We start from the raw sequence: 20,682 nt of genomic DNA, 5'->3' as shown, positions 1-20,682 counted from the left end.
CGGCGGTCGGGCGATGAAGCCGCCGCGCTTCACCTTTCGAAGGAGACGCCATGCGCCACATCCACTGCCTGAACAACATTTCCGCCTACGGAACCGACCTTTTGACCGACGACTACGCCCTGACCGACGACCTGTCCCAGGCCGCAGGCGTCCTGGTTCGCAGCGCGGCCATGCACGACATGGAGTTCCCGCAAGAGTTGCTGGCAATCGCCCGCGCGGGAGCCGGCGTCAACAACATCCCGCTCGACCGCTGCGCCGAAGAGGGCATCGTGGTGTTCAACACCCCCGGCGCCAATGCGAACGCCGTAAAGGAGCTGGTGCTGTGCGGCATGCTGCTGGGCAGCCGCGGCGTTGTGGACGGCATCGCCTGGTGCCGCGACAATGCGGACGATCCCAATATCGGCAAAGCCGCCGAAAAGGCGAAGAAGGCGTTCGCCGGACGCGAGATCCAGGGCAAGAAGCTGGGCGTCATCGGCTTGGGGGCCATCGGCGCTCTGGTGGCGAACGCAGCCATCGACCTGGGAATGGACGTGTACGGATACGACCCGTACGTATCGGTAGGCGCAGCTTGGCGTCTGTCCAGCTCGGTGCGCCACGTAACGAACCTGGACGACCTGCTGCGCGAGTGCGACTACATCACCATCCACGTGCCCGCCATGGAAGGCACCATCGGCATGATCGACGAACGCGCCTGCTCGCTCATGAAAGACGGCGCGGTGTTCCTGAACTTCTCGCGCGACACGCTGGTGAACGACGAGGCCATGGCCGCCGCGCTCGCCGCAGGCAAGGTGGGCGCCTACGTCACCGACTTCGCCAACCCCGCCGTCATGAAGATGGAGCGCGCCATCGTGCTGCCGCACCTGGGCGCCTCGACCGCCGAAGCCGAGGACAACTGCGCCGTCATGGCCGTGCGCCAAACGATGGACTACCTGGAAAACGGCAACATCGTGAACTCGGTGAACTACCCGGCCTGCGACATGGGTCCCTGCCCGGCCGAGGGCGGCCGCGTGGCCGTGCTGCACGCGAACGTGCCGAACATGATCAGCCAGATCACGAACGTGTTCGGCGATGCCGGCGTCAACATCGACAACCTGACGAACAAAGCGCGAGGCGAAGCCGCCTACACCCTGCTCGACCTGAACGCCGCCGCTCCCGACGCCGCCGTCGAGAAGCTGGCCGCCATCGAGGGCGTCCGTCGCGTCCGCGTGGTGAAGTAGCGCCTCGCCTATTCGCCGTCGCATCAAAGAACTCGCCAAAGCGCCATCGGCCGGCTCCGCGAACCTTGCGGGGCCGGCCGATCTGATGCTGCGGGCGCGGACCGCCCGGCTTCACGCCATGGGCATCAGCACATGCAAGGCGCCTCGGTCCACGGAGATGTCGAACGTGCACCCGCTCAGGCGCTCGCCGTCCACCTGAGCGGGCGGCGCCTGGTCGAATTCCACGCGCAACGTGCGACAGCGCCGCAGCTCGACCTGCTTGAACCCCACATGCTTGCCATCCTTGGCGCGCATGAAGATGCACAGAGCGCGCGCAACGCTCACGGGAGGATGCGCAATGCAAACGTCCAAGAACCCGTCATCGACAAGCGCATCCGGGCAAATCTTGAATCCGCTACCGTAATACGGCCCGATCTGCACGGCGAACATGATGGATTGCGAGTCGACAGCCTTGCCTCCGTCGAAAGAAGCGCGATACCGGTATAGATCAAGATGGTGCAGCAGCTGGTCGACGCCGCTTTCCATATAGAGGAGCGCGCCCGTCCGCCCCGTGCGCACGCGACGATCCACCGTATCGTGAGCGATGGCGGCATCCAATCCGAACGAAAGCGTTTCAAGGAACCAATCGTCGTTCACACGCCCCACGTCCACCGGACGAGCCTGCGCCGCCAGCACCTGCGCGCACGCCTCGTCAACCTTGTGCGACATGCCCAACGTGCGCGCGTAGTCGTTGCCCGACCCCACAGGAACAACCCCCAGCGCAGGGCGACGATCGAGCGGCCTTCGAAGCAACCCGCCGGCTACTTCGTGGATAACGCCGTCTCCGCCCAATGCGACCACGGTCGAACAACCCTCGGCACGCTCGGCGATCTCGGACGCATGTCGCGGACCCGCCGTGCGAGCAAGAACCACCCGATCCTCGCCCAGCTGCGCACGCAGGGCGGCAGCCGCCCGGTCGGCAGCCGCCGCTCCGTTGCCGTTTTGCGCCGCAGGATTCGCGATCAGCAGAATTGTTCCCTCGGATGGCGACATGAAGATCCTTCCATTCCCGAAAAGCAGGGGCATAGCGCCCCGATAGGTTTCGCATTATAGGCGAAAGGGATCCCTCGGCAAAGAAGCCGCCGGGCAGATGCGTCCAATCCCAAACCCGGCCGACAATCGGGGCCGAGCAGCAATGCTCGACCCCGCCTCCACGCACCTGGCAAGTCCTGTGCGCCCTATGCGGTCCGCGCGAAACCTTAGCGCTCCCACAGACCGGTTTTGCCGCCGTCTTTCTTGAGCAGGCGCACGTCCATGATCTCCATGCCGCGATCGACGGCCTTGCACATGTCGTAGATCGTAAGGCACGCCACGCTGGCCGCGGTCAGCGCCTCCATCTCGATCCCCGTCTTTCCGGTAACGCCGCAGGTGGTCGTCACGTGAACGCCCACAATCCCGTCTGCGCGCTCCCCTTCGGCTACGGGGGCGCACTCAACCTTCGCCTTCGTGATGTTGAGCGGATGGCACATGGGAATAAGGTCGCTCGTGCGCTTCGAGGCCATCACGCCGGCCACGCGCGCACACGCCAGCACGTCGCCCTTCGCAGCCTTGCCCTCGACGATGAGCGCAAGCGTTTCAGGCTGCATGGCGATGAACCCCTCCGCCACGGCAACGCGCTCGGTGTCGGCTTTCTGCGACACGTCAACCATGCGCACGGCGCCGTTCTCGTCAATATGGGTGAGGTGCTGATCGGTCATAAGGTGCTCCTTGGTTCGTGAACTCACAGGTTGAAAACCGCAGGCTGGCACTCGCAAGCCTGCAAGAAGGGCGAACGGAAAACACGGCTCGGCAATCCGCGGATCGCCGAAAGCCGCTACCCGCCAATTTGGCTCATGCCCCTTTCGGTGCCCACCTTGTCGTGGTGCTCGTCGGGCTTCGCCCCCAACGCGCGCGCGAACACGGCGCGCTGCTCGGCTTCGCCGCCCTCGCGCAGCGCGGTGCGCAAATCGTACTCGTCGTCCGAGAACAGGCACGGACGAAGCTTGCCATCAGCCGTCAGGCGCAGGCGGTTGCACTCGCTGCAGAAGTGGCGCGACAAGGGGCTGATGAAGCCCACCGTACCCTGCGCGTTCGGAAACTCGAAGTAGCGCGCGGGACCCCATCCAAGCGGGCGATCGGTGCCGGCAGGAACCAATTCGTCCATGCCCGCAGCACGAGCACGCTCGTTGATGATGTCGAACAGCTCTTCGCTTGGAACCACGTCCTCTTTGCCCCAACCGCACCCGTGGCCGCCAGAGCTTTCGCCGACGGGCATGTACTCGATAAAGCGAACGTGCAGCGGCCGATCGATCGAAAGCTTCGCGAAAGCCAGGTAGTCCTGGTCCAAGCTGCGCACGGCCACCGCGTTGATCTTGACGGGATTGAACCCAGCCTCCAAAGCCGCATCGATGCCGTCGAGCGTCTGCTGGAGCTCGCCTCGGCGCGTGACCTGGCGGAACTGGTCGGGATCGAGCGTGTCCAGGGAAATGTTCACGCGCGACAATCCCGCATTCTTCAGCTCGTCCGCCATCTTGGGCAGCAAGACGCCGTTCGTGGTCATGGACACGTTCTCAATGCCGGGCGTATCGGAAATAGCGCGAATCAAATCAGCCACGCCCAGACGAACAAGCGGCTCTCCGCCGGTCAAGCGGATGCTCCTGATGCCCATTCCGGCCGCCACGCGCACCGCCTGCTCTATCTCCTCGATGCGCAGGATGTCCTCGTGGGCAAGCGACTGAACGCCCTTTTCGGGCATGCAGTAAATGCAACGGAAATTACAGCGATCCGTCAGCGATATCCTCAAGTAATCGATGGTACGACCATGGGTATCCTTCATGGAGACCACGCTCCCTTCTCGTCTGAGGATATAGTATAGGACATGATCCAGCATTATGAGTCGAACTTCTTTCGCAATCGCACCACAGAAGCTCGATCGCGGCCGATCGCAACCGGCCGCGCGTCCGAGAAAGCGAAACCTCCCGCTTCGGGAGGCTTCGTCGTCCTACTTCTCCACCAGATACACCCTGTCGGACGGAATGCGCATCCAGAGCTCGTCGCCTTCGCGCGGCAGCTTGTCCGCGGCAACGGTCAGCTTGTCCACGCGCCAAAACAGGTGCTGGTGCAGGTACTTCATCTCATCGTCGGTACGCTTCACCGTAGGCACGGCCCGATCGTCTCGATCGAGAAATCCCAGCAGCGCCGTTCGCTCGAAGCGCGAATCGCTCACTCGGTCGACCCGCACCCGGTACGCATTGGGGCCCGGCCCCTCCGCCCGTTCGAGGAAGAACGCGCGCACGCCAAGCGTCTCCACGTTTTGCGGCACCTCGTCTTGCGTGTCAACCTCGATGCCCCACTTGGGCAGCCATACCCGATGCGAGCCCGCGCGCTCCGCCGGCGTGGCGTTCTTGCAGCCGGAAAGCTTGATGCCCGCCGTCGATTGTGGACGATTGACCAGGTCGTCGCCCGTCCCCATCTCCACGATGCACCCCGACTCCACCACAGCGATGCGATCGCAGAAGCGCAGCGCCTCGTCGATGTCGTGGCTCACGTACAGCACGGTTCCGTGGAACGCGTCGAACAGGCTGACCAGGTTCTGCTCGAGCACGCTCTTCAGGTGCGCGTCCAAGGCGGAAAACGGCTCGTCCAGCATGAGAATGCCCGGTCGCGCGGCCAGCATGCGGGCCAACGCCACGCGCTGCTGCTGGCCGCCGGACAACTGCGCAGGGTAGCGGGTCTCGAACCCTTCCAGCCCGAAGCGCTTGAGCTCCGAGGCAACGCGCGCCGCCCGATCGGCCTTCGGCACGTCCCGCCCGATGCCCGCGCCCACGTTGCCCGCCACGGTCAGATTGGGAAACAGCATGTAGTTCTGGAACAGCAGGGCCGTTTTGCGCGCCTGAGGCTTCAAATTGATGTTGCGCTCGGAATCGAAGAACACTTGCCCGTTCACCACGATACGTCCCTCATCAGGAGTTTCGATGCCCGCAATGCAGCGCATGGTCAGGCTCTTCCCGCATCCCGACGCCCCCAGAAAGCCCAACGTCTCGTCGCCCGCCTCGAACGCCACGTCCAGCTGAAACGACGAGAACTTCTTCTTGATAGCAACCTCAAGGCTCATAGCGCATCAACTCCTCGCCGATACTTCGTCGTGCGCCGTCCCCACAAGTTGATGAACAGGATGACCACGAAGCTGAATACCAAAATGACGCACGTCCAGAACAGCGCCACGTCCACGTTGCCGCTCATCCACTCGAAGTAGATGGCGATGGGCACCGTGCGCGTAACGCCAACGTAATTGCCGGCCAAGAACAACGTGGCGCCGAACTCGCCCAAAGCGCGGGCGAACGAGAGCACCGTCCCCGCCGCGATGGACGACCATGAAAGCGGCATCATGAGCTTGAAGAATATCTTGCGATTGGACCAGCCGAGCGTGCGCGCGGCATCCAGCATGTTTCGATCAAGGCTTTCGAAGGCACCGCGAGCGCTGCGGTACATCAGGGGAAACGCCACCACGACCGCCGCGATGACCGTTGCCGGCCAGCTGAAGATAAGCGGGAACCCTATGTCGATGAACCACTGTCCCAGCGCCGTGTTCTTTCCAAGCGCCAGCAGCAGGAGAAAGCCGCACACCGTAGGCGGCAGCACCATGGGAATGGTGAACACGGCGTCGGCGATGTCCTGCGCGCGCTTCGGGATGCGCAGGCTGAAGTACGCCGCGACAAGCCCCAGCACGAAGATGAACACGATAGCCGTGCCGGTGGTCTTGAGCGTGACCCACAGCGGCGACAAGTCTATGCCGCGCAGAAACTCGACGAGCGACGCCACGCCCGTTGCGGGCGGAGCTATGTCGACGGCACCGGGTTCGACGATCTTGAGAAAGTCGACGTGCGTCGGGCGAACCAGCCCGTCCACCGCCGTCGACACCACGTCGAAACCGTCCTCGCCGATAGCCGTGACGTAGTACTTTCCCGTGCCGACCTCGACGGCGAAGCTGTACACGATGCCGCCCACCGTGAAGCTGGGCTTGTCCGTGAAATGCCAGGGAACGTCGGCGCTCATCACAACGCCGCCGTTGAGGGCGGCCTTGTCAAGCGCAAGAAAGTACTCCCGCAGCTGACTTTGGGACGTAGGGTCGGCAACGTCGCACAGCCCGTGCGCAGACGGCGGGACGTACACCACGACGTATTCCTCGGAGGCTACGGCGACCGCGTAATCCGCAGAGCTTCCCTGATAGTAGCTGTAGCCCAGGTAGCGTCCGTCCAATTCGCGGTTCGAGCCCTTCTGAGCGCGGGAAAACTGGTCGACGGCGAACGTCGCGCCCTCGATCAGAGCGGACTCGCCTTCAGCCGAAACGACCACGCCTCCAGTATCCGACGACGTTTCGACCGACGAACCGCCATCCGCAGGCTCGTCGCAAAACGCGACGGAAGGGCCTGCAACGCCGAAGGCCAAAGCCGCCGCCAGCAAGAAGGCGCCTATGCGTTTTCCCATCTTGATCCCACTTTCACGTCGCACGGATTTCGCGATCGTACCACAAAGAAGAAGGATGGGAAGACCCGGCCCTCCCATCCTTCTTGTAAAGTTGCATGCGCCCCCAGCTTGGCGAGTCCGCTAGGCTGCCAGCTCGAAGCCCCATTCCTGCCATATCTTGATGGCGCCCTCGTTGGTGAAGGCCCAGTCCAAGAACTCCTGAGCAGCTGCAGGATTCTTGGAATCGGCGCAGATCGCCGCAGGGTACAGGATCTTCTTGTGCGTATCCGCAGGAACCGTGCCCACGATCTTCACGCCGCCGAAGCGGTATACGTCCGAGCTGTACACCATAGCCAGATCCACGTCGCCGGAATTGGCGTACGAACACACGTTGCCCACCGAGGACCCCTCGGTGACCTTGCCTGCAAGCGGCGTGCCCTCGAAGGTGCCCTCCTTGCCGGAAGATTCCTTGCCGACGGCGCCATCGGCGCTGATCCAGCAAGGCGGTTCGGTGGTGGACAGCGCCTGCTTGGCATAGTTGCCCGCCGGAACGTTGGCGTCGCCTACGGCCAGCGTGTAGGTCCCGGCCGAAAGATCTTCCAGCTTGATGTCGGAGACGGCGGCATTGTTCTCGCCCGTAACCAGCACCAACTCGTTAGTGAACATGTCGAAACGGGTCGCCGCGTCAACGTAGTTGGAATTCACGGCCGTATCCATGGTGGCCTTCGACGCCGTAATCAACACGTCGGCATACGAACCGGCTCCCAGCATTTCGTTCAGCGTACCGGAAGCCTCGTACTGAGTGTCGGCGAAAGAAACCCAGCCGTGGTCCTGCTTGTACAGGGCCTGAACCTCTTCCATGGCCTTCGACAGCGAGTTCGCCGCGAATATCTGCAGCTCCACGGCCTCGTGCGATTCTGCGTTGGATTGGTTTTCCGCGTTCTGAGGCTCTTCGGCCTTCGGCTCGGACGAACAGCCGAAGAGGGCGAATGCGCCCACCATGGCGAACGCGCACGCCGCTGCAAGCATGATGCGGGTATGCTTCTTCATGAAATCCCTTTCTCGCGCCTTCTCTTGACTATCCCCCGGATCCACCGCGCCTGCCAAGCAAGCGGCAGCCGCAGCTACCGTACGGAATCAGTCGCAGACCCGAGACTGTTCCTTATATTATTCTTAAAAGAAGATATAGTCAATTGGAAATGTTCTCTAAAAAGATCAGAGGAAACGATAGGCAAACCAAGCAGGTCACCAGGCTGCATAGCGGCCAAGCCCCCGGACTTTCGGCCGACAGAGCTTTGCCCGACTTATCAACTTCGCCCGGTCAAATCCACCACGCGCGTAGCAATGCGGTCGGTAAGCGCCGGCGAATGGGATACGAACACCAGGCCTATGCCCCGGCGCTTCGTCTCGCTCACCAAAAAGCGCCAGATCTGAGCCTGCGTCACGGCATCGAGCATAGTGGACACCTCGTCGGCGATCAGGTAACGCGGATGCACCGCCAGCGCGCGGGCAATGCAGAACCGCTGCAGCTCCCCACCCGAAAGCTCATGAGGAAACCGGGAAAGCCAACGACGCTGGATGCCCAGGTCGTCAAGGAGATCTTCGGATACAGGACCCGCTTCTTCAAGTGTTTTCCGCATGCGCATGCGCGGGTCCACAGCCGTTTCCGGATGCTGCCAGATCATCTGCACGGGGCTGGCCCCGCGATCGGGCAACGGGTTGCCGTCCACCAAGATCCGGCCAGCCTGCGGTTGCTCGAACCCGGCCAGCAACCGGCACAGCGTCGTCTTCCCGAATCCGGAAGGAGCCGACAAGGCTACGCGCTCATCAGGCGCAACCGCCAAGTCGAACCCCTCGTACAGCAATCGGGCGGTCCCGGGATACGCATAGGAAATGCCGCAGGCCTCTAGCATGGCGCGCCTCCGTCCATCGCAAGCGTCGCGCATGCCGTCGTGCAAATGACGGAGCGAAGCCCCGCCGCGTCCTCGGCCTTCCCGTATCGGCACCGGCTCCGGTCCGCATTCGAGCGAATCGCCAGCATCAAACCTCACCCTCTTCAAAACCGTGCTCCGGCAACGCGCGCCAAAGCGCACGGCTGAACTCGTGCTGCAGCAAGTCGGGCGAAGCGAAGTTCGCAACCGCCGTCTCCTCCACCACCGTCCCGTCGCGAAACACCGCCACGCGGTCGGCCACGCGCAAAGCCAGCTCGATGTCGTGCGTGATGAGCATGACGCCGCCGCCCGCATCGGCGAAAGCGCGGAAATCGTCGAGCGCGCGAACGGCTAGGTCCAAATCAAGGCCAGGCGTCGGTTCGTCGGCGATGATGACGCGCGGATCGTCCATGAGCGCGCAGCACAGAAGCACGCGGCGCGCCATGCCCCCGGACAGCTCGAAGGGATACAGGTTCGCAACCTCCGCGGAAAGGCCGTACCGCTCGAACAGCTCTTCGCGCCTGCGGCGGCGCTCGGACCGCGCTGCGCCCGTCCGGGCAAACCCTTCCACCTGCTTGCCCACCTTCATAAGCGGATCCAGGTAATTCACGCTTTGGGGAACCAGGGAAATCCCGCGCCCGCGCACATGCGCGAGCGCGGACGCGCTTTGCAGCTGGCCGTCGAACCAGATGCGGCCGCGCACGGTGGCGTTCGGCTCGAACAGCCCCAACACCGCATCGGCCAAGAGCGTCTTGCCCGACCCCGACGCGCCCACCACGGCCACGATCTCCCCCACGTGCACCGAAATGCTCAGGCTTCGAATGACCTCGACCTCGCGCTGCTTCGCTCGAAAGAACGAAACGTCCTCTTCGTACATCCGAAATCCGATGCTCAGGTCTTCCACTTGCAGCAGGTGATGCCCGTGATCGTGCCGGGACGCTTCCGCATGCGCGTGATGATGGTGGATCTGCGCATCGGCATGCTGCGTCAGCTCGTGCTCCATAGTCGCTCGTCGCCCCCTATTCCTGCGAACTGTACGGGTCGACCAGCTTGCGCAGGTTCGAGCCCGCCACGTCGAACAGCAGCACGGTCGCGATCAGCGCCAAGCCCGGAAACACCGCCAGCCACCACATGCCGGCCGAAAGGTAGCCCATCGATTCGCTGAGGATCACGCCGATGGCAGGCTGCTCGGGCGGCAGCCCGAATCCGAGAAACGTAATGGCCGCCTCATGCAGGATGGCATGGGGAAACAAAAGGATAAGCCCCACCAAGAACTGCGGCAGCACGTAGGGAAGCATGTGCTTCACGGCGATGCGCGCAGGGCTTTGCCCCAGCTTGCGCGCTGCGGCCACGAACGTCGATTCCTTGCATTGCAGGATCTCCGCGCGCACGACGCGAGCCAAACTCGGCCAGTGCGTGATCGCGACGCCGATGGTCACGCCCCAAAAGCCCTTGCCGAGCGCAAACGATATCAAGATGAGCAGCACGATGTGCGGCACGCCCATCATCAGGTCGATAAGCCAGGTAACGACAGCGTCCACCTTCTTGCCGCCCAGCGCGGCGGCCGCGCCCAGAACCAGCGCGATCACCGACGAGACGCCCGCGGCCAGCAAGCCCACGAGCACGCTGGTTGACAGGCCCGCCAACGTGCGCAGCAGCATGTCGCGGCCCATCCAATCGGTGCCGAACGGATGCTCCCAGCTAGGCGCAAGGTTCTTGAGCGCGAAATCGGTGTCCATGGCGGAGCCGGTCACCGCAAGACCCGCCGCCACGATGGCCGCAAGCGCAGCCACGGCCACCGCGAACGCCGCCAGCGTCAGCCTCCGATTGCCCACGCGCGCCTTGCAAGGCCGATAGAGCACGGGCGCCGGCGCTTCACCGGCTATGCGAGCCAGATCAGACACGGGACCCCCTTTTCTCCGAACGTCGCATGCGCGGATCGACCACGCCGTACAAGACGTTGGCAATCAAATTGCCGCCGAACACGAACGCCGCCGAGAAAAGCGCGATCCCGGCCAGCAGGGCCACGTCGCCGCCCAGGCCGGCCGTCACGGCCGCCTGGCCCAGCCCCGGATAAGAGAACACCTGCTCCACCAGCACCGACCCGCCGAATATCTCGGAAATCGACGCGAACTGCAAGGTCAGGGCGGGAAGCGCCAGGTTGCGCAAGCCATGCCGGCGAACGGCGCCCCACGTGGAAAGGCCGCGCGCTCGAGCGAAGCGCACGTAATCGCTTTCCAAAACGTCGATGGTCTTCTCGCGCGTGTGCAGCGCGATGTTGGCCACGCCCACCACCGACAGCGTGAGGGCGGGAAGCGCCAGATGATGAAGCGCGTCGGCAAAGGTCACGTCCGCCGCAGACACGCCGATGGGAACCGAGAAGCCGAACGGGAACCACCCCAGCCACACGGAAAACACGATAAGAAACACCAGGCCGAGCCAGAACGTCGGCACGGACGCCAGCAAAAAGCAGTACCCCTTCACCACCCGGTCGACCAGCTTGCCGCGGTTCACGCCCGCCAAAATGCCCAAGGCGAACCCCAGCACCCCGCTGACCGCCCAAGCAGTTGCCATGAGCGCAAGCGAATTCAGCGCGCGCGTGCCGATGACGTCGGCCACCGGCGCGTTGTAGCGCAGGGACGTGCCCATATCGCCGCGCAGGAAGTCGGACGCCCAGTTCGCGTACCGCTCCCACAAAGGCGTGTTCACGCCCCAGTACTCCGCCAGCTGCGCACGCTTCGCCTCGCTCATGTTGATGTAGGCGGCCTGGCCCACGTTCGCCTGCACCGGATCAACCGGCGATACGCTTACCAGGACGAACGTTACCAGGCTCACCGCAATCATGAGCAAGACGAACTTCGCTATGTTCCGAAAGATGAACCGGGGCATGAACGAATACTATACGCTACATCCACGCCCACTGGTCGACGTTGTTCACGAGCGACCATCCATGACCGTGCGGATGCGGCTTCTGTTCGGCCACTTTGAGGTTGTCCTTCGCGAAATACAAGTGGTCGATGTTGGCGAACCACACCCACGGAGCCTCGCCCTGCGGCGCGAAGCCTTCGCTGCCGTCCCATTGGGCTTTCTTCCAGAATTCGTAGGAGTCTTCGACGCGCGGCTGAGCAAGCGCTTCGTCCAGATAACGGTCGGTCGTAGCGCTCTGGTAGCAGGCGTAGTTCCCCGTGCCCTTGGAATAGAACAGGTTGTAGATCTCGGTGGGTGCGTTCGCGCCCCATCCCCACACCACGGGGTCGCTGAACTGATGCGGGTACAAATCGTCCCAGCTCACGCCCTTGACAGACACCTCGATGCCCAGCTCCTTCATCTGGTTGGCAAACTCTGACGCGATCGCCTGGCGCACCGTGTCGCTGGCCGAGTAGTACAGATCGAACGCCGCGCGCGTACCGTCCTTCGCGCGTATGCCGTCAGAACCGGCGGCCCAGCCGGCATCGTCGAGCAACTTCTTGGCCTTGTCCCGATCGGTCGCGCACTTCATATCGGGCGACGACCACGGCATGCCGTCGCCGACGCTGTACGCCACCGTGCCGAAGCCTCCGAGCACGGCATCGATCATCTTGTCGCGGTCGACGCCGTAGTTGATGGCCCGACGCACGGCCAGATCGCTCGTGACCGCGTTGCCCACGGCGTACTCGCCCTTCTCGTCCTTCTTCGTGCCGCCCGGAGCCGTTACGGGAAGCGAGATGCCACGAGAATCGACGGACTTGCAGTTCAGCAAATCGTAGCCGCTCGGCTGGTTCGCCGCGAACGTCGCAGAGGTGTACGCCACGTCCACCTGGCCGGACTTGGCGGCGGCAAGCGACGCATCCTCTTCCATGAACACCGCCACCACGCGCTCCATGCGCGGAGCCTCCCCGTAGTAGTCGGGGTTCGCCTTGAGAATGACCTGCTGGCCCTTGTCCCACTGCTCCAGCATGTAGCGGCCGCTGCCAATGGGGTTGGCTCCGTACTCTTTACCGTACGCGTGCTCGGGCACGATGCCGACCACCGCCAGCGTGTACAGCAGCGCATTGAACGGCTTGGCCATGTTGATCACCACGGTGGTGTCATCGGGCGCTTCGGCGGCCTTCACCATGGACAAGTCGCATTCCGACGCATCGGAGTTCAAGATGCCGTTGATGGTGAAGGCGACATCGGACGCCTTGAGCGGCGTGCCGTCGGTGAATTTGATGTCGTCGCGAATCTTGAACGTCCACGTCATGCCATCCTGAGCGCATTCGTACGACGTGGCTACGTCGTTCACGAACTCCAGATCGGCGTTCGTGGTGATGAGCGTGGATTGGATCAGCGGCTCGTGCACATGCTCGCCGCAGCCCCAGGACACCAGCGGATCGAAACCCGCCGCTGGCTCCGATCCCGTGGTCATGGACACCACCACCTGGTTCTTCGGAGCCGTTGCGCCGTCGGCGCCGGCTTCGGGCTTGGACGCCGCGTTGTTGTCGGATGCACACGAAGCAAGCAGGCCGCCCAGCGAAAGCGCGGCAACGCCAGCCGCCGATGCCTTCGCGAAATCCCTTCGGGTAATACCGTTCATGAAAACCTCCCATGCGAATAAAGCGCGTAGCTTCCCGCACACTTGTAGTGTTACGGTTTCTATTTGCGTAACACACTATAGCATGCAAAACGGGTACCGGGTGTTACGGACTTTCATATCGTAACTTCCTCGGTAGGCGCGCGCTTCCCGCCGCGAACGGCAAGGCGACCCGCAGGACCCTACGCGTCGATCGCGTCGGTTGCGCCGATCGCAGCGGCGGGCGCCTCCCCCGTTTCCAGAATGCGCAGCAGCGCCGCTTCGTCCAAGATGGGAACGCCCAGGGAAACCGCCTTGTCGTACTTGCTGCCAGCCGCCTCGCCAGCCACCACGAAGCTGGTCTTCTTCGACACGCTGCTCGACACCTTGGCGCCGCGCGCTTTCAGAGCGCCGCCCGCCTCGTCGCGCGTCATCCCGCTTTCCACAAGCGACCCCGTCAGCACGAACGTCAAGCCCGCAAGCGTTTGGGGCAGCTGATCGCCAGCAGCAGCGGCTTCGTCCTTCAGCGCCACGCCATGCTTGCGCAAACGCTCGATCACGGCCACGTTGTCGGGCGTGCGCAAAAACAGGTACGCGCTCCGCGCGATCTTCGGGCCCACGCCGTCGATGGCGGCCAGGTCCTCTTCGGTGGCCTTCATAAGCGCATCGGCGCTCGGATACGCAGCAGCCAGCAGCTCGGCGATGGTCTTGCCCACGTGGCGGATGCCCAAGCCGAACAGTGCGCGCGCGAAGGGGCGCGTCCGACTTTCGTCGATGGCGGCCACCAGCTTCTTGGCCACGGTCGATCCCAGCCGAATGGGATCGCCGTCTTTGTTGACGCGACCCATGTCCAAAAGCGAAAGCTCCACCTCGTCCAGCGTGTAGTAATCGGCAACGTCGGTCAAGCGCCCGCTCTCCACCAGGCGCGACACGATCTCCTCGCCCATGCCGTCGATGTCCATAGCCCCGCGGCTCGCCCAATGGAGCAAGCGCTCCAAAGCCTGCGCCGGGCAATCGATGGAAATGCAGCGGAAATCCACCTCGCCCTCTTCGCGAATGACGGGGCTTGCGCAACTCGGGCACGAGGTCGGCATGCACCACGGCGCAGCGTCGGTCGGGCGGAGGGACAGCACGGGACCTAGAACCTCGGGAATGACGTCGCCCGCCTTGCGGATGATAACGGTATCGCCCACGCGCACGTCCTTGCGCTGAACCTCGTCTTCGTTGTGGAGCGTGGCTCGGGCAACGGTCGATCCGGCCACGACCACCGGGTCCAGCTCGGCCACCGGCGTAAGCTTGCCGGTACGCCCCACCTGCACGGTGATGTCGCGCAAAAGCGTGGTCTTTTCCTCGGGCGGGAACTTGAACGCGATAGCCCACCGCGGCGCGCGCGCCGTGTAGCCCATCGATTCCTGCTGCGAGAAGGAGTTCACCTTGACCACCACGCCGTCGATCTCGTACGGCAGCTCCTCGCGCCGTTCGAGCGCGCGTTCGCAGAACGCATGCACCGCCTGGGCCGTCTGGCACAGCTCGACGTCGGGATTGACGTGGAAGCCGGCTTCGCGCAGCCACTGCAGCAGCTCCCATTGCCCTGCGGCGTGCAGTCCGCGCTCGTCGGCAACCGCGTAGACGAACGTCGACAGATCGCGATGAGCCGTGATGGAGGGGTCTTTTTGGCGCAAGCTGCCGGCAGCGGCGTTGCGGGGATTGGCGAACGCCTGCTTGCCGTTAGCCTCGGCCGCCGCGTTCAGGGACTGGAAACTCGACTTCGGCATGTACACCTCTCCGCGCAGCTCGACGGAGCCGTCCGGATCGACCAAGCCCGCCATGCCCTGCTCGCGCAAGCGCAGCGGCACGTCCTTGACCGTGCGCATGTTGGCGGTCACGTCCTCGCCCGTCGTGCCGTCGCCGCGCGTCGCCGCGCGCACCAGACGCGCGCCTTCGTACGTAAGGGCTATGGACGATCCGTCGATCTTGAGCTCGCAGCACACCGGCACCATGCGGCCGAACGCTTCGACCACGCGGTCGAGCCACGCGTCCAACTCTTCCAAATCCATGGCGTTGTCAAGCGAGTACATCCTGCGCGCATGGCGCACGGGAGCGAACTGGTCGCCCACGTAGCCGCCCACGCGCTGCGTGGGGCTTGCGGGGTCGATCAAGTCAGGATGCGCCGCCTCCAGCTCGCGCAGTTCGCGCATGAGCGAGTCGAACGCCGCATCGGATATCTCGGGCGCATCGTTGGCGTAGTATAAATAAGTATGATGCTCGATTTCGCGCCGCAGCGCCTCCACGCGCGCCGCCGGATCGCTGGTCGCTTCCGCGAGCGCACGCTCGTCGAGCAGGGTTTGCTGTTCGTCTGCCATGGTCGCTTCTCCCGCCTTCGCCGCTATTCGGGAAGAAGGCCCCGATGAGTTCGGGGCCTTCGTTGGTATCGATATGAGATTCTACCATGCGCGCCCGCAGCGAACGCCGGCAACCTTATGCCATCATAGCCTTGCCAGCATTCCATCCGTAGAAGATCATCGACACGCCGCGCATCAGGACGAACACGGACAAGAACACGCTGAACGAAGCCGGCGAGAAGAAAAACGTCAAGCCGCACAGCACGCTCACCAGGCCGGAGAACGCCATCCAGCCCCACAGGGGAACGCCGCTTTTGCGGATCTTGAACGCGCCGACAACCTCGAACACGCCAAATGCCAGGAAAAACGCGCCCATGATCCACGGGATGACCGAGGCGAAGGCCAGCGGATGCAGCAAGAACATCAAACCGATCAAGATGTCCAGCACGGCATAGGCAATCACCCACCCCGACAAGTTCATGGCCTTATGGAACCTGATGTAGCTGATGATGTCGAACACGCCGGACACGAGAAACGCCGCACCCGCGATGGCCGTGATGGTCACAAGCGTCAAACCCGGTGCAAGCAGGAAAAAGAACGCACATGCTATGAGCATGATACCTGCGACAACCAGGCCCCAATCATGCTTTTTCGTCGTATCCATGGATGGCTCCTTCACAAGCGTTCCGACGCCCCAACGGCGTCGCTCGATTCATTGTAGCGCACTCGCATGCAGCGGAGTCGCTGTCAGAAGACCGTTTTCGCACTGTTGCGCGCCTGATTCGGCGAGCGATGCGACAGCCTGCGGAATGGCCGCGACAACGTCCTGCGCAACAACGCACACCGACGTCAAACGTGCCTCGGCAATCCGGGCGGCGCGGGCATGCAGCGACGCGGCCAGCACGCTTGCGTCGAACGCGTCCAACCCCTGCGCCAGAAGCGCGCCCGCCATGCCTGCCAGCACATCGCCCGTTCCCGCTTTCGCCAAAGCAGGCGTGCCTTCGCGCATGCACGCCACCCGATCGCCGTCTGAAATATAGGTGATCGGGCCTTTCACCAAGGCGATCACGCCGTACGAAAGCGCGATCAAGCGCGCCAGCGCGCACGGATCGTCCGCGGGCAGGTCGAGCGGCGCGGCCAAGCGCGCGGCCTCTCCCGCATGCGGCGTGACCACGGTGGGAAGCCCCCGAACGAAGCGCCGCTTGAGCAGCCGGCGACCCTTCGCAGACGAAAGCGCGTCAAGCCCGCCGCCGTCCACCAGCACGGGCGCCTCCGCGTGCTTGAGCAACAGGTGAACCAAGCGCGTCGATTCCGTGTCCTGCACATCGAACCCGCTGCCCACTGCGTACGCGCACGGCTTCCCCGGACGAGACGACGCCAAGGCTCCCGACTGCAACGCCGCGCGCGAGCGCACGACAAGCGAGTAGCTAGCGGCGCGCACCAGGTTCGCAGCCGACTCGTCGGTGAACGTTTCGGTGTAACCGGCGCCCATGCGCTCGGACGCGCACGACGCCAAACATGCCGCACCGGGATAGCGCGCGCTTCCCACCACGGCCACCAGCTTGCCGCGCGAGTACTTGTTCGCGTCATCGGCCGGCAACGGGAGCAGCGCGGCCAGCTCTTCCGGGGTATAGGTACGCACATCGTCCATAGCGACCGCCTTTCCAAGACGTTTCATGCCGCCAGTATACTCCAAGCGGAAACGACGTCCCGCACGTGCAAGCGCGAGCGACGCCTCTGCGCACAAGTGGCGCTCCATGCCCGCGCGCACAAGCGCGAGCCGCACCCCCGCGCACGAAAAACCGCCTTCGCTGGCAGGTTTTGACGGTTTGAGGTCGTTTGATCCGACCGGACGAACGCCCGCGAAGACGCAGCACAGCAGCCCAACGCTATGACCAGGGAAAATGAGAAACGCGGCGAACGCCAACGAAAGCGAGGCCCGACTCAACGACTTCTAAACGCAAAAACCTGCCAGCGAGGGCGGTTTTTCGTGCGCAGATCGATCCCCGCAGCGCTCGTTGGGCGCAGATCGATCCCAGCGACGCTCGCTGGACCCAAGATCGACCTCGGCAGCGCTCGCTGGACGCGAAATCGAGTCCGACGGCGCGCGCGGCGCCCAACGTCGGCCGCCGCGCGCGAACCCGGTTGCCGCACATCTTCAAGCAAGGCCAGAAGCGCCCGGTCAAGCCGCATGCGACCGCGCCCACGCCCGCATCCGCACCCCAAGCAGCCCGTCTACGAGGCGGGGTCGGCCTTCTTCGGCGCGTCCAGCTCGTCGAGCATGCTGCGCGCTTCCTTGAACTGCTTCGCCAGCTCTTCCATGGGGTTCACGCGCTCCTCTTGCGCGCGCACGGAATCCTCGGTGATGGCCATCGCGCAAGCTACCGCGTCGGTATGCGTGTAGGACAGCGACAACGGAAGCTCGCGAACGCCCTGCTCGCGCGCCACCTCCTTCGCACGACCCGACAGCACCACGTAGGGACGGCCCTTCGCGTTGCGCCGCACCTCGATGTCGCGCACGCCGATGCCCTGGGAGAACCCCGTGCCAAGCGCCTTCACCACGGCCTCCTTGGCCGCGAAGCGCGTGGCGTAATGCACCTCGGGCGCAGCCGTCGCGTCGCAATAGGCGCGCTCGTCCTCAGAGAACACGCGCGTACGGAAGCTGGGAGTGCGCTGCAGGATCGTCCGCATTCGAGCGATCTCCACAATGTCCATGCCCAAACCGACCGCGCCCTCCACGGCATCGAACATGCCGGCGGCATCGGACGAATCCACGCGTTTTCCCTGCTCCACGAACTCCCCTTCCCTATTCAACGGTCACGCTCTTCGCCAAGTTGCGCGGCTGGTCCACATCGCATCCTCGCTCGACGGCGATGGCGCGCGCGAACAGCTGCAGCGGCACGCTGGCGGTGATGGCGGAAAACGCATCGCGCACCTTCGGGATGTAGATGACATGATCGGCGTGCTGCTTGATCTCCTGGTCGCCCTCGGTGGCGATGGCCACCACCATGGCCCCGCGCGCCTTGCTTTCCTGCAAGTTGGAGATCAGCTTGTCGTAGACCGGGCTTTTCGTAGCTACGGCAATAACGGGAAAGCCCTCGTCGAGAAGCGCGATGGGGCCGTGTTTCATCTCGCCCGCCGGATACGCCTCGGCGTGCAGGTAGCTGATCTCCTTGAGCTTGAGCGCGCCTTCGTAGCTGATGGCGGCGCCCATGCCGCGTCCCACGAACAGCGCGCTGGCCGCGTCCTTGCACGCGCGCGCCGCCTCGTCGATAGCGGACGTGTCGGCCAAGATGCGCTCGACCTGATCGGCGGTGTCGGCCAGCTCGCGGAACAGAAGGCGCACTTGGTTCATCTTGAGCTTGCCCTTCACCTGGGCCAACAGCATTGCCAGAAGCGTCAGCGACACCACCTGCCCCAAGAAGGACTTCGTGGACGCCACCGCGATCTCCTTGTTCGCCTTCGTGTAGATCACGCCGTCGCTTTCGCGGGCAACGGGCGAACCCACCACGTTGGTAATGCCGAACACGCGCGCGCCCTTCACGCGGGCGTCGCGAATGGCGGCCAGCGTGTCGGCCGTCTCGCCCGACTGCGACACGGCAACCACCAGCGTAGTCGGCGTGATGATGGGGTTGCGATAGCGGAACTCGCTGGCAACCTCGACCTCCGTCGGGATGCGCGCCCAGCCCTCGATCAGGTTCTTCGCGATCAGCCCGGCATGGTACGACGTGCCGCACGCAATGACGTACACGCGGTCGATCAAGTTGAGTTCTTCAACGGACAGATCAAGCTCGTCGATAGCCAGTGCGCCGTTGACCAGGCGGCCCGCCAACGTGTCGCGGATGACGCGCGGCTGCTCGTGGATTTCCTTGAGCATGAAGTCGGGATAGCCGCCCTTTTCCGCCACGTCGACGTCCCAGTCCACATGCGTGATCTCAGGCTGGAATCGCTCGCCGCGAACGTTGAAGAACTCGGAGGATTCCGGCGTCAGCTTGGCGATGTCGCCGTCCGAAAGCACCGCCACGTCGCGCGTCGCGTCGATCACGGCGATGATGTCGCTGGCCACGTACGCGCCGTCGCCGGCAAGCCCCACCACCAGCGGCGAGTCTTTGCGCGACACCACGAGCGTTCCCGGCTCGTCGGAGCTGACCACCGCGATAGCGTACGCGCCGATCAGGCGCTCTGCAGCCTCGCGCACGGCCTGCATGAGGTCGTGGCTTTCGCGATACGCCTCCTCCACTAAATGCGGAATGACCTCGGTATCGGTCTGACTGGTGAAAACGTGGCCCAACCCCTCCAGCTCTTCGCGCAACTCGGCGAAGTTCTCGATAATGCCGTTGTGCACCACCGCGATGCGACCATTGCACGACGTGTGCGGATGCGCGTTCGCTTCGCTCGGACGTCCGTGCGTAGCCCAACGCGTGTGCCCGATACCGCAGGTGCCGGTGAAATCGAAATGCCCGAGCGTGTGGGCCAAACTGCTTACCTTGCCCTTGCGATGAACGACTTCGAGCTTGCCGTCTTGCTCGATGGCCACGCCGGCCGAATCGTAGCCGCGGTACTCGAGCCGCGAAAGCCCCTCGATGAGAATGTCCTGAACGGGACGACGCCCCGTATATCCAACGATTCCGCACATGACGATGCTCCTAACGCACGCGGGTCATTCGGAAAACGCCGCGCGATCGGGATTCGAGCGCGGCTCGAAGACGTTTTTGACGTGCGCTATTGTAATTCAAGGGGTCGGCCCAAAGCTGCGAGCGTCCGGCGTTGTTGCGAATTTGCTCAATAAACGCATCTTTCCCGAAGCGCGCGACACGTCTCCACCGCCGCTTCGCGCGTTCCGTCCGGCCGCTTTGCACGGTCGTTTCACCGGATGAGAAGCGCGCGCTAGATCCGCGCGAGAATTCTGCTAGAACGGCGGAAGGATCGGGGCGGAAACGCGCTAGATACGCGCAGGCCCCGCGCAAGAACCGTACTGCATGCGCGCTGGAGGCAGCGCACAACCGCGTGGTTTTTCGCTAGACGCACGTCATGAACCTGCTAGAACGCCTCGCTATGATGGAGCCACGGCATCGCGCTGGTGCCGCCATCGGCGAGAAAGGGAACGGCCATGGATCGGCGTCGCGCAAACAACCGTGCGGAAAGCGGAAAGGGCTTCGAACAGCTGAAGCCCTTTC

17 protein-coding genes are annotated in these 20,682 nt (G+C 63.8%); 1 reads left to right on the top strand and 16 read right to left on the bottom strand.

All coding sequences use genetic code 11. The features are described 5' to 3' along the window. Positions 1–50 precede the first annotated feature (50 nt). Entirely contained in the window at positions 51–1,217 is a 1,167-nt protein-coding gene (locus ACMNI9_RS07600; RefSeq protein ID WP_418831448.1) for a phosphoglycerate dehydrogenase, read from the top strand. A 111-nt stretch (positions 1,218–1,328) separates the two neighbouring features. Here the strand turns inward: ACMNI9_RS07600 and ACMNI9_RS07595 are convergent, their stop codons facing one another. The 16 genes from ACMNI9_RS07595 to glmS form a co-directional block, all read right to left on the bottom strand. Then, positions 1,329–2,249, bottom strand: a complete 921-nt coding sequence (locus ACMNI9_RS07595) for a diacylglycerol/lipid kinase family protein (RefSeq protein ID WP_418831446.1) — start codon at positions 2,247–2,249, stop codon at positions 1,329–1,331. A gap of 206 nt (positions 2,250–2,455) precedes the next feature. Beyond that, on the bottom strand, positions 2,456–2,953 hold the full coding sequence (gene moaC / locus ACMNI9_RS07590; protein ID WP_216528918.1) for a cyclic pyranopterin monophosphate synthase MoaC: 498 nt from the start codon (positions 2,951–2,953) through the stop codon (positions 2,456–2,458). A gap of 116 nt (positions 2,954–3,069) precedes the next feature. Beyond that, a complete protein-coding gene (gene moaA / locus ACMNI9_RS07585; protein ID WP_216528919.1) occupies positions 3,070–4,071 on the bottom strand; it encodes a GTP 3',8-cyclase MoaA in 1,002 nt (333 codons plus the stop codon). Positions 4,072–4,236: 165 nt separating this feature from the next. Continuing rightward, positions 4,237–5,349 carry a sulfate/molybdate ABC transporter ATP-binding protein gene (locus tag ACMNI9_RS07580; RefSeq protein ID WP_225748789.1) on the bottom strand — a complete coding sequence of 371 codons (1,113 nt, stop codon included), beginning with the start codon at positions 5,347–5,349 and terminating at the stop codon, positions 4,237–4,239. Further along, on the bottom strand, positions 5,346–6,722 hold the full coding sequence (modB, locus tag ACMNI9_RS07575) for a molybdate ABC transporter permease subunit (protein WP_225748788.1): 1,377 nt from the start codon (positions 6,720–6,722) through the stop codon (positions 5,346–5,348). Before modB ends, ACMNI9_RS07580 begins: the two co-directional genes overlap by 4 nt. 120 nt (positions 6,723–6,842) lie before the next feature. Beyond that, the gene (locus ACMNI9_RS07570) at positions 6,843–7,751 is read right to left on the bottom strand and encodes a molybdate ABC transporter substrate-binding protein (RefSeq protein ID WP_114567786.1); all 909 of its coding nucleotides are present in this window, start codon (positions 7,749–7,751) and stop codon (positions 6,843–6,845) included. Between the two features lie 257 nt (positions 7,752–8,008). Beyond that, the gene (locus ACMNI9_RS07565) at positions 8,009–8,614 is read right to left on the bottom strand and encodes an ABC transporter ATP-binding protein (protein WP_418831443.1); all 606 of its coding nucleotides are present in this window, start codon (positions 8,612–8,614) and stop codon (positions 8,009–8,011) included. 127 nt (positions 8,615–8,741) lie between these two features. Further along, positions 8,742–9,635, bottom strand: a complete 894-nt coding sequence (locus ACMNI9_RS07560) for an ATP-binding cassette domain-containing protein (RefSeq protein ID WP_418831441.1) — start codon at positions 9,633–9,635, stop codon at positions 8,742–8,744. A 16-nt stretch (positions 9,636–9,651) separates the two neighbouring features. Further along, positions 9,652–10,536 carry an ABC transporter permease gene (locus ACMNI9_RS07555; protein WP_418831439.1) on the bottom strand — a complete coding sequence of 295 codons (885 nt, stop codon included), beginning with the start codon at positions 10,534–10,536 and terminating at the stop codon, positions 9,652–9,654. After that, positions 10,529–11,521, bottom strand: a complete 993-nt coding sequence (locus ACMNI9_RS07550; RefSeq protein WP_114567789.1) for an ABC transporter permease — start codon at positions 11,519–11,521, stop codon at positions 10,529–10,531. Before ACMNI9_RS07550 ends, ACMNI9_RS07555 begins: the two co-directional genes overlap by 8 nt. A gap of 16 nt (positions 11,522–11,537) precedes the next feature. Next, entirely contained in the window at positions 11,538–13,187 is a 1,650-nt protein-coding gene (locus ACMNI9_RS07545; protein WP_418831437.1) for an ABC transporter substrate-binding protein, read from the bottom strand. Positions 13,188–13,366: 179 nt separating this feature from the next. After that, positions 13,367–15,526, bottom strand: a complete 2,160-nt coding sequence (ligA, locus tag ACMNI9_RS07540; protein ID WP_418831435.1) for an NAD-dependent DNA ligase LigA — start codon at positions 15,524–15,526, stop codon at positions 13,367–13,369. Positions 15,527–15,641: 115 nt separating this feature from the next. Then, complete coding sequence (locus ACMNI9_RS07535; RefSeq protein WP_114567792.1) at positions 15,642–16,169, bottom strand: HdeD family acid-resistance protein; 528 nt, start codon at positions 16,167–16,169, stop codon at positions 15,642–15,644. 48 nt (positions 16,170–16,217) lie between these two features. Further along, the gene (locus ACMNI9_RS07530) at positions 16,218–17,156 is read right to left on the bottom strand and encodes an NAD(P)H-hydrate dehydratase (protein ID WP_225748782.1); all 939 of its coding nucleotides are present in this window, start codon (positions 17,154–17,156) and stop codon (positions 16,218–16,220) included. Between the two features lie 584 nt (positions 17,157–17,740). Continuing rightward, positions 17,741–18,298 (bottom strand): holo-ACP synthase, encoded by a 558-nt coding sequence (acpS, locus tag ACMNI9_RS07525; protein WP_231088199.1) that lies wholly within the window; start codon positions 18,296–18,298, stop codon positions 17,741–17,743. Between the two features lie 13 nt (positions 18,299–18,311). Then, on the bottom strand, positions 18,312–20,141 hold the full coding sequence (gene glmS, locus ACMNI9_RS07520; RefSeq protein ID WP_216528927.1) for a glutamine--fructose-6-phosphate transaminase (isomerizing): 1,830 nt from the start codon (positions 20,139–20,141) through the stop codon (positions 18,312–18,314). Between the last annotated feature and the right edge of the window lie 541 nt (positions 20,142–20,682).

The sequence above is a fragment of the Paraeggerthella sp. genome (assembly GCF_048427265.1).
Lineage (GTDB): Bacteria > Actinomycetota > Coriobacteriia > Coriobacteriales > Eggerthellaceae > Paraeggerthella > Paraeggerthella hominis.
Note: the sequence above shows the minus strand (reverse complement) of the source record. Positions and strands in the feature narration are given on the sequence as shown.

Excerpts from the sequence above, each read along its gene's own strand:
- modB (WP_225748788.1), bottom strand. The coding sequence starts at position 6,722 with ATGGGAAAACGCATAGGCGCCTTCTTGCTGGCGGCGGCTTTGGCCTTC.
- ACMNI9_RS07580 (WP_225748789.1), bottom strand. The coding sequence starts at position 5,349 with ATGAGCCTTGAGGTTGCTATCAAGAAGAAGTTCTCGTCGTTTCAGCTG.
- ACMNI9_RS07565 (WP_418831443.1), bottom strand. The coding sequence starts at position 8,614 with ATGCTAGAGGCCTGCGGCATTTCCTATGCGTATCCCGGGACCGCCCGA.
- ACMNI9_RS07545 (WP_418831437.1), bottom strand. The coding sequence starts at position 13,187 with ATGAACGGTATTACCCGAAGGGATTTCGCGAAGGCATCGGCGGCTGGC.
- ligA (WP_418831435.1), bottom strand. The coding sequence starts at position 15,526 with ATGGCAGACGAACAGCAAACCCTGCTCGACGAGCGTGCGCTCGCGGAA.
- ACMNI9_RS07530 (WP_225748782.1), bottom strand. The coding sequence starts at position 17,156 with ATGGACGATGTGCGTACCTATACCCCGGAAGAGCTGGCCGCGCTGCTC.
- ACMNI9_RS07600 (WP_418831448.1), top strand. The coding sequence starts at position 51 with ATGCGCCACATCCACTGCCTGAACAACATTTCCGCCTACGGAACCGAC.
- ACMNI9_RS07570 (WP_114567786.1), bottom strand. The coding sequence starts at position 7,751 with ATGAAGAAGCATACCCGCATCATGCTTGCAGCGGCGTGCGCGTTCGCC.
- ACMNI9_RS07560 (WP_418831441.1), bottom strand. The coding sequence starts at position 9,635 with ATGGAGCACGAGCTGACGCAGCATGCCGATGCGCAGATCCACCATCAT.
- moaC (WP_216528918.1), bottom strand. The coding sequence starts at position 2,953 with ATGACCGATCAGCACCTCACCCATATTGACGAGAACGGCGCCGTGCGC.
- moaA (WP_216528919.1), bottom strand. The coding sequence starts at position 4,071 with ATGAAGGATACCCATGGTCGTACCATCGATTACTTGAGGATATCGCTG.
- ACMNI9_RS07595 (WP_418831446.1), bottom strand. The coding sequence starts at position 2,249 with ATGTCGCCATCCGAGGGAACAATTCTGCTGATCGCGAATCCTGCGGCG.
- ACMNI9_RS07535 (WP_114567792.1), bottom strand. The coding sequence starts at position 16,169 with ATGGATACGACGAAAAAGCATGATTGGGGCCTGGTTGTCGCAGGTATC.
- glmS (WP_216528927.1), bottom strand. The coding sequence starts at position 20,141 with ATGTGCGGAATCGTTGGATATACGGGGCGTCGTCCCGTTCAGGACATT.
- ACMNI9_RS07550 (WP_114567789.1), bottom strand. The coding sequence starts at position 11,521 with ATGCCCCGGTTCATCTTTCGGAACATAGCGAAGTTCGTCTTGCTCATG.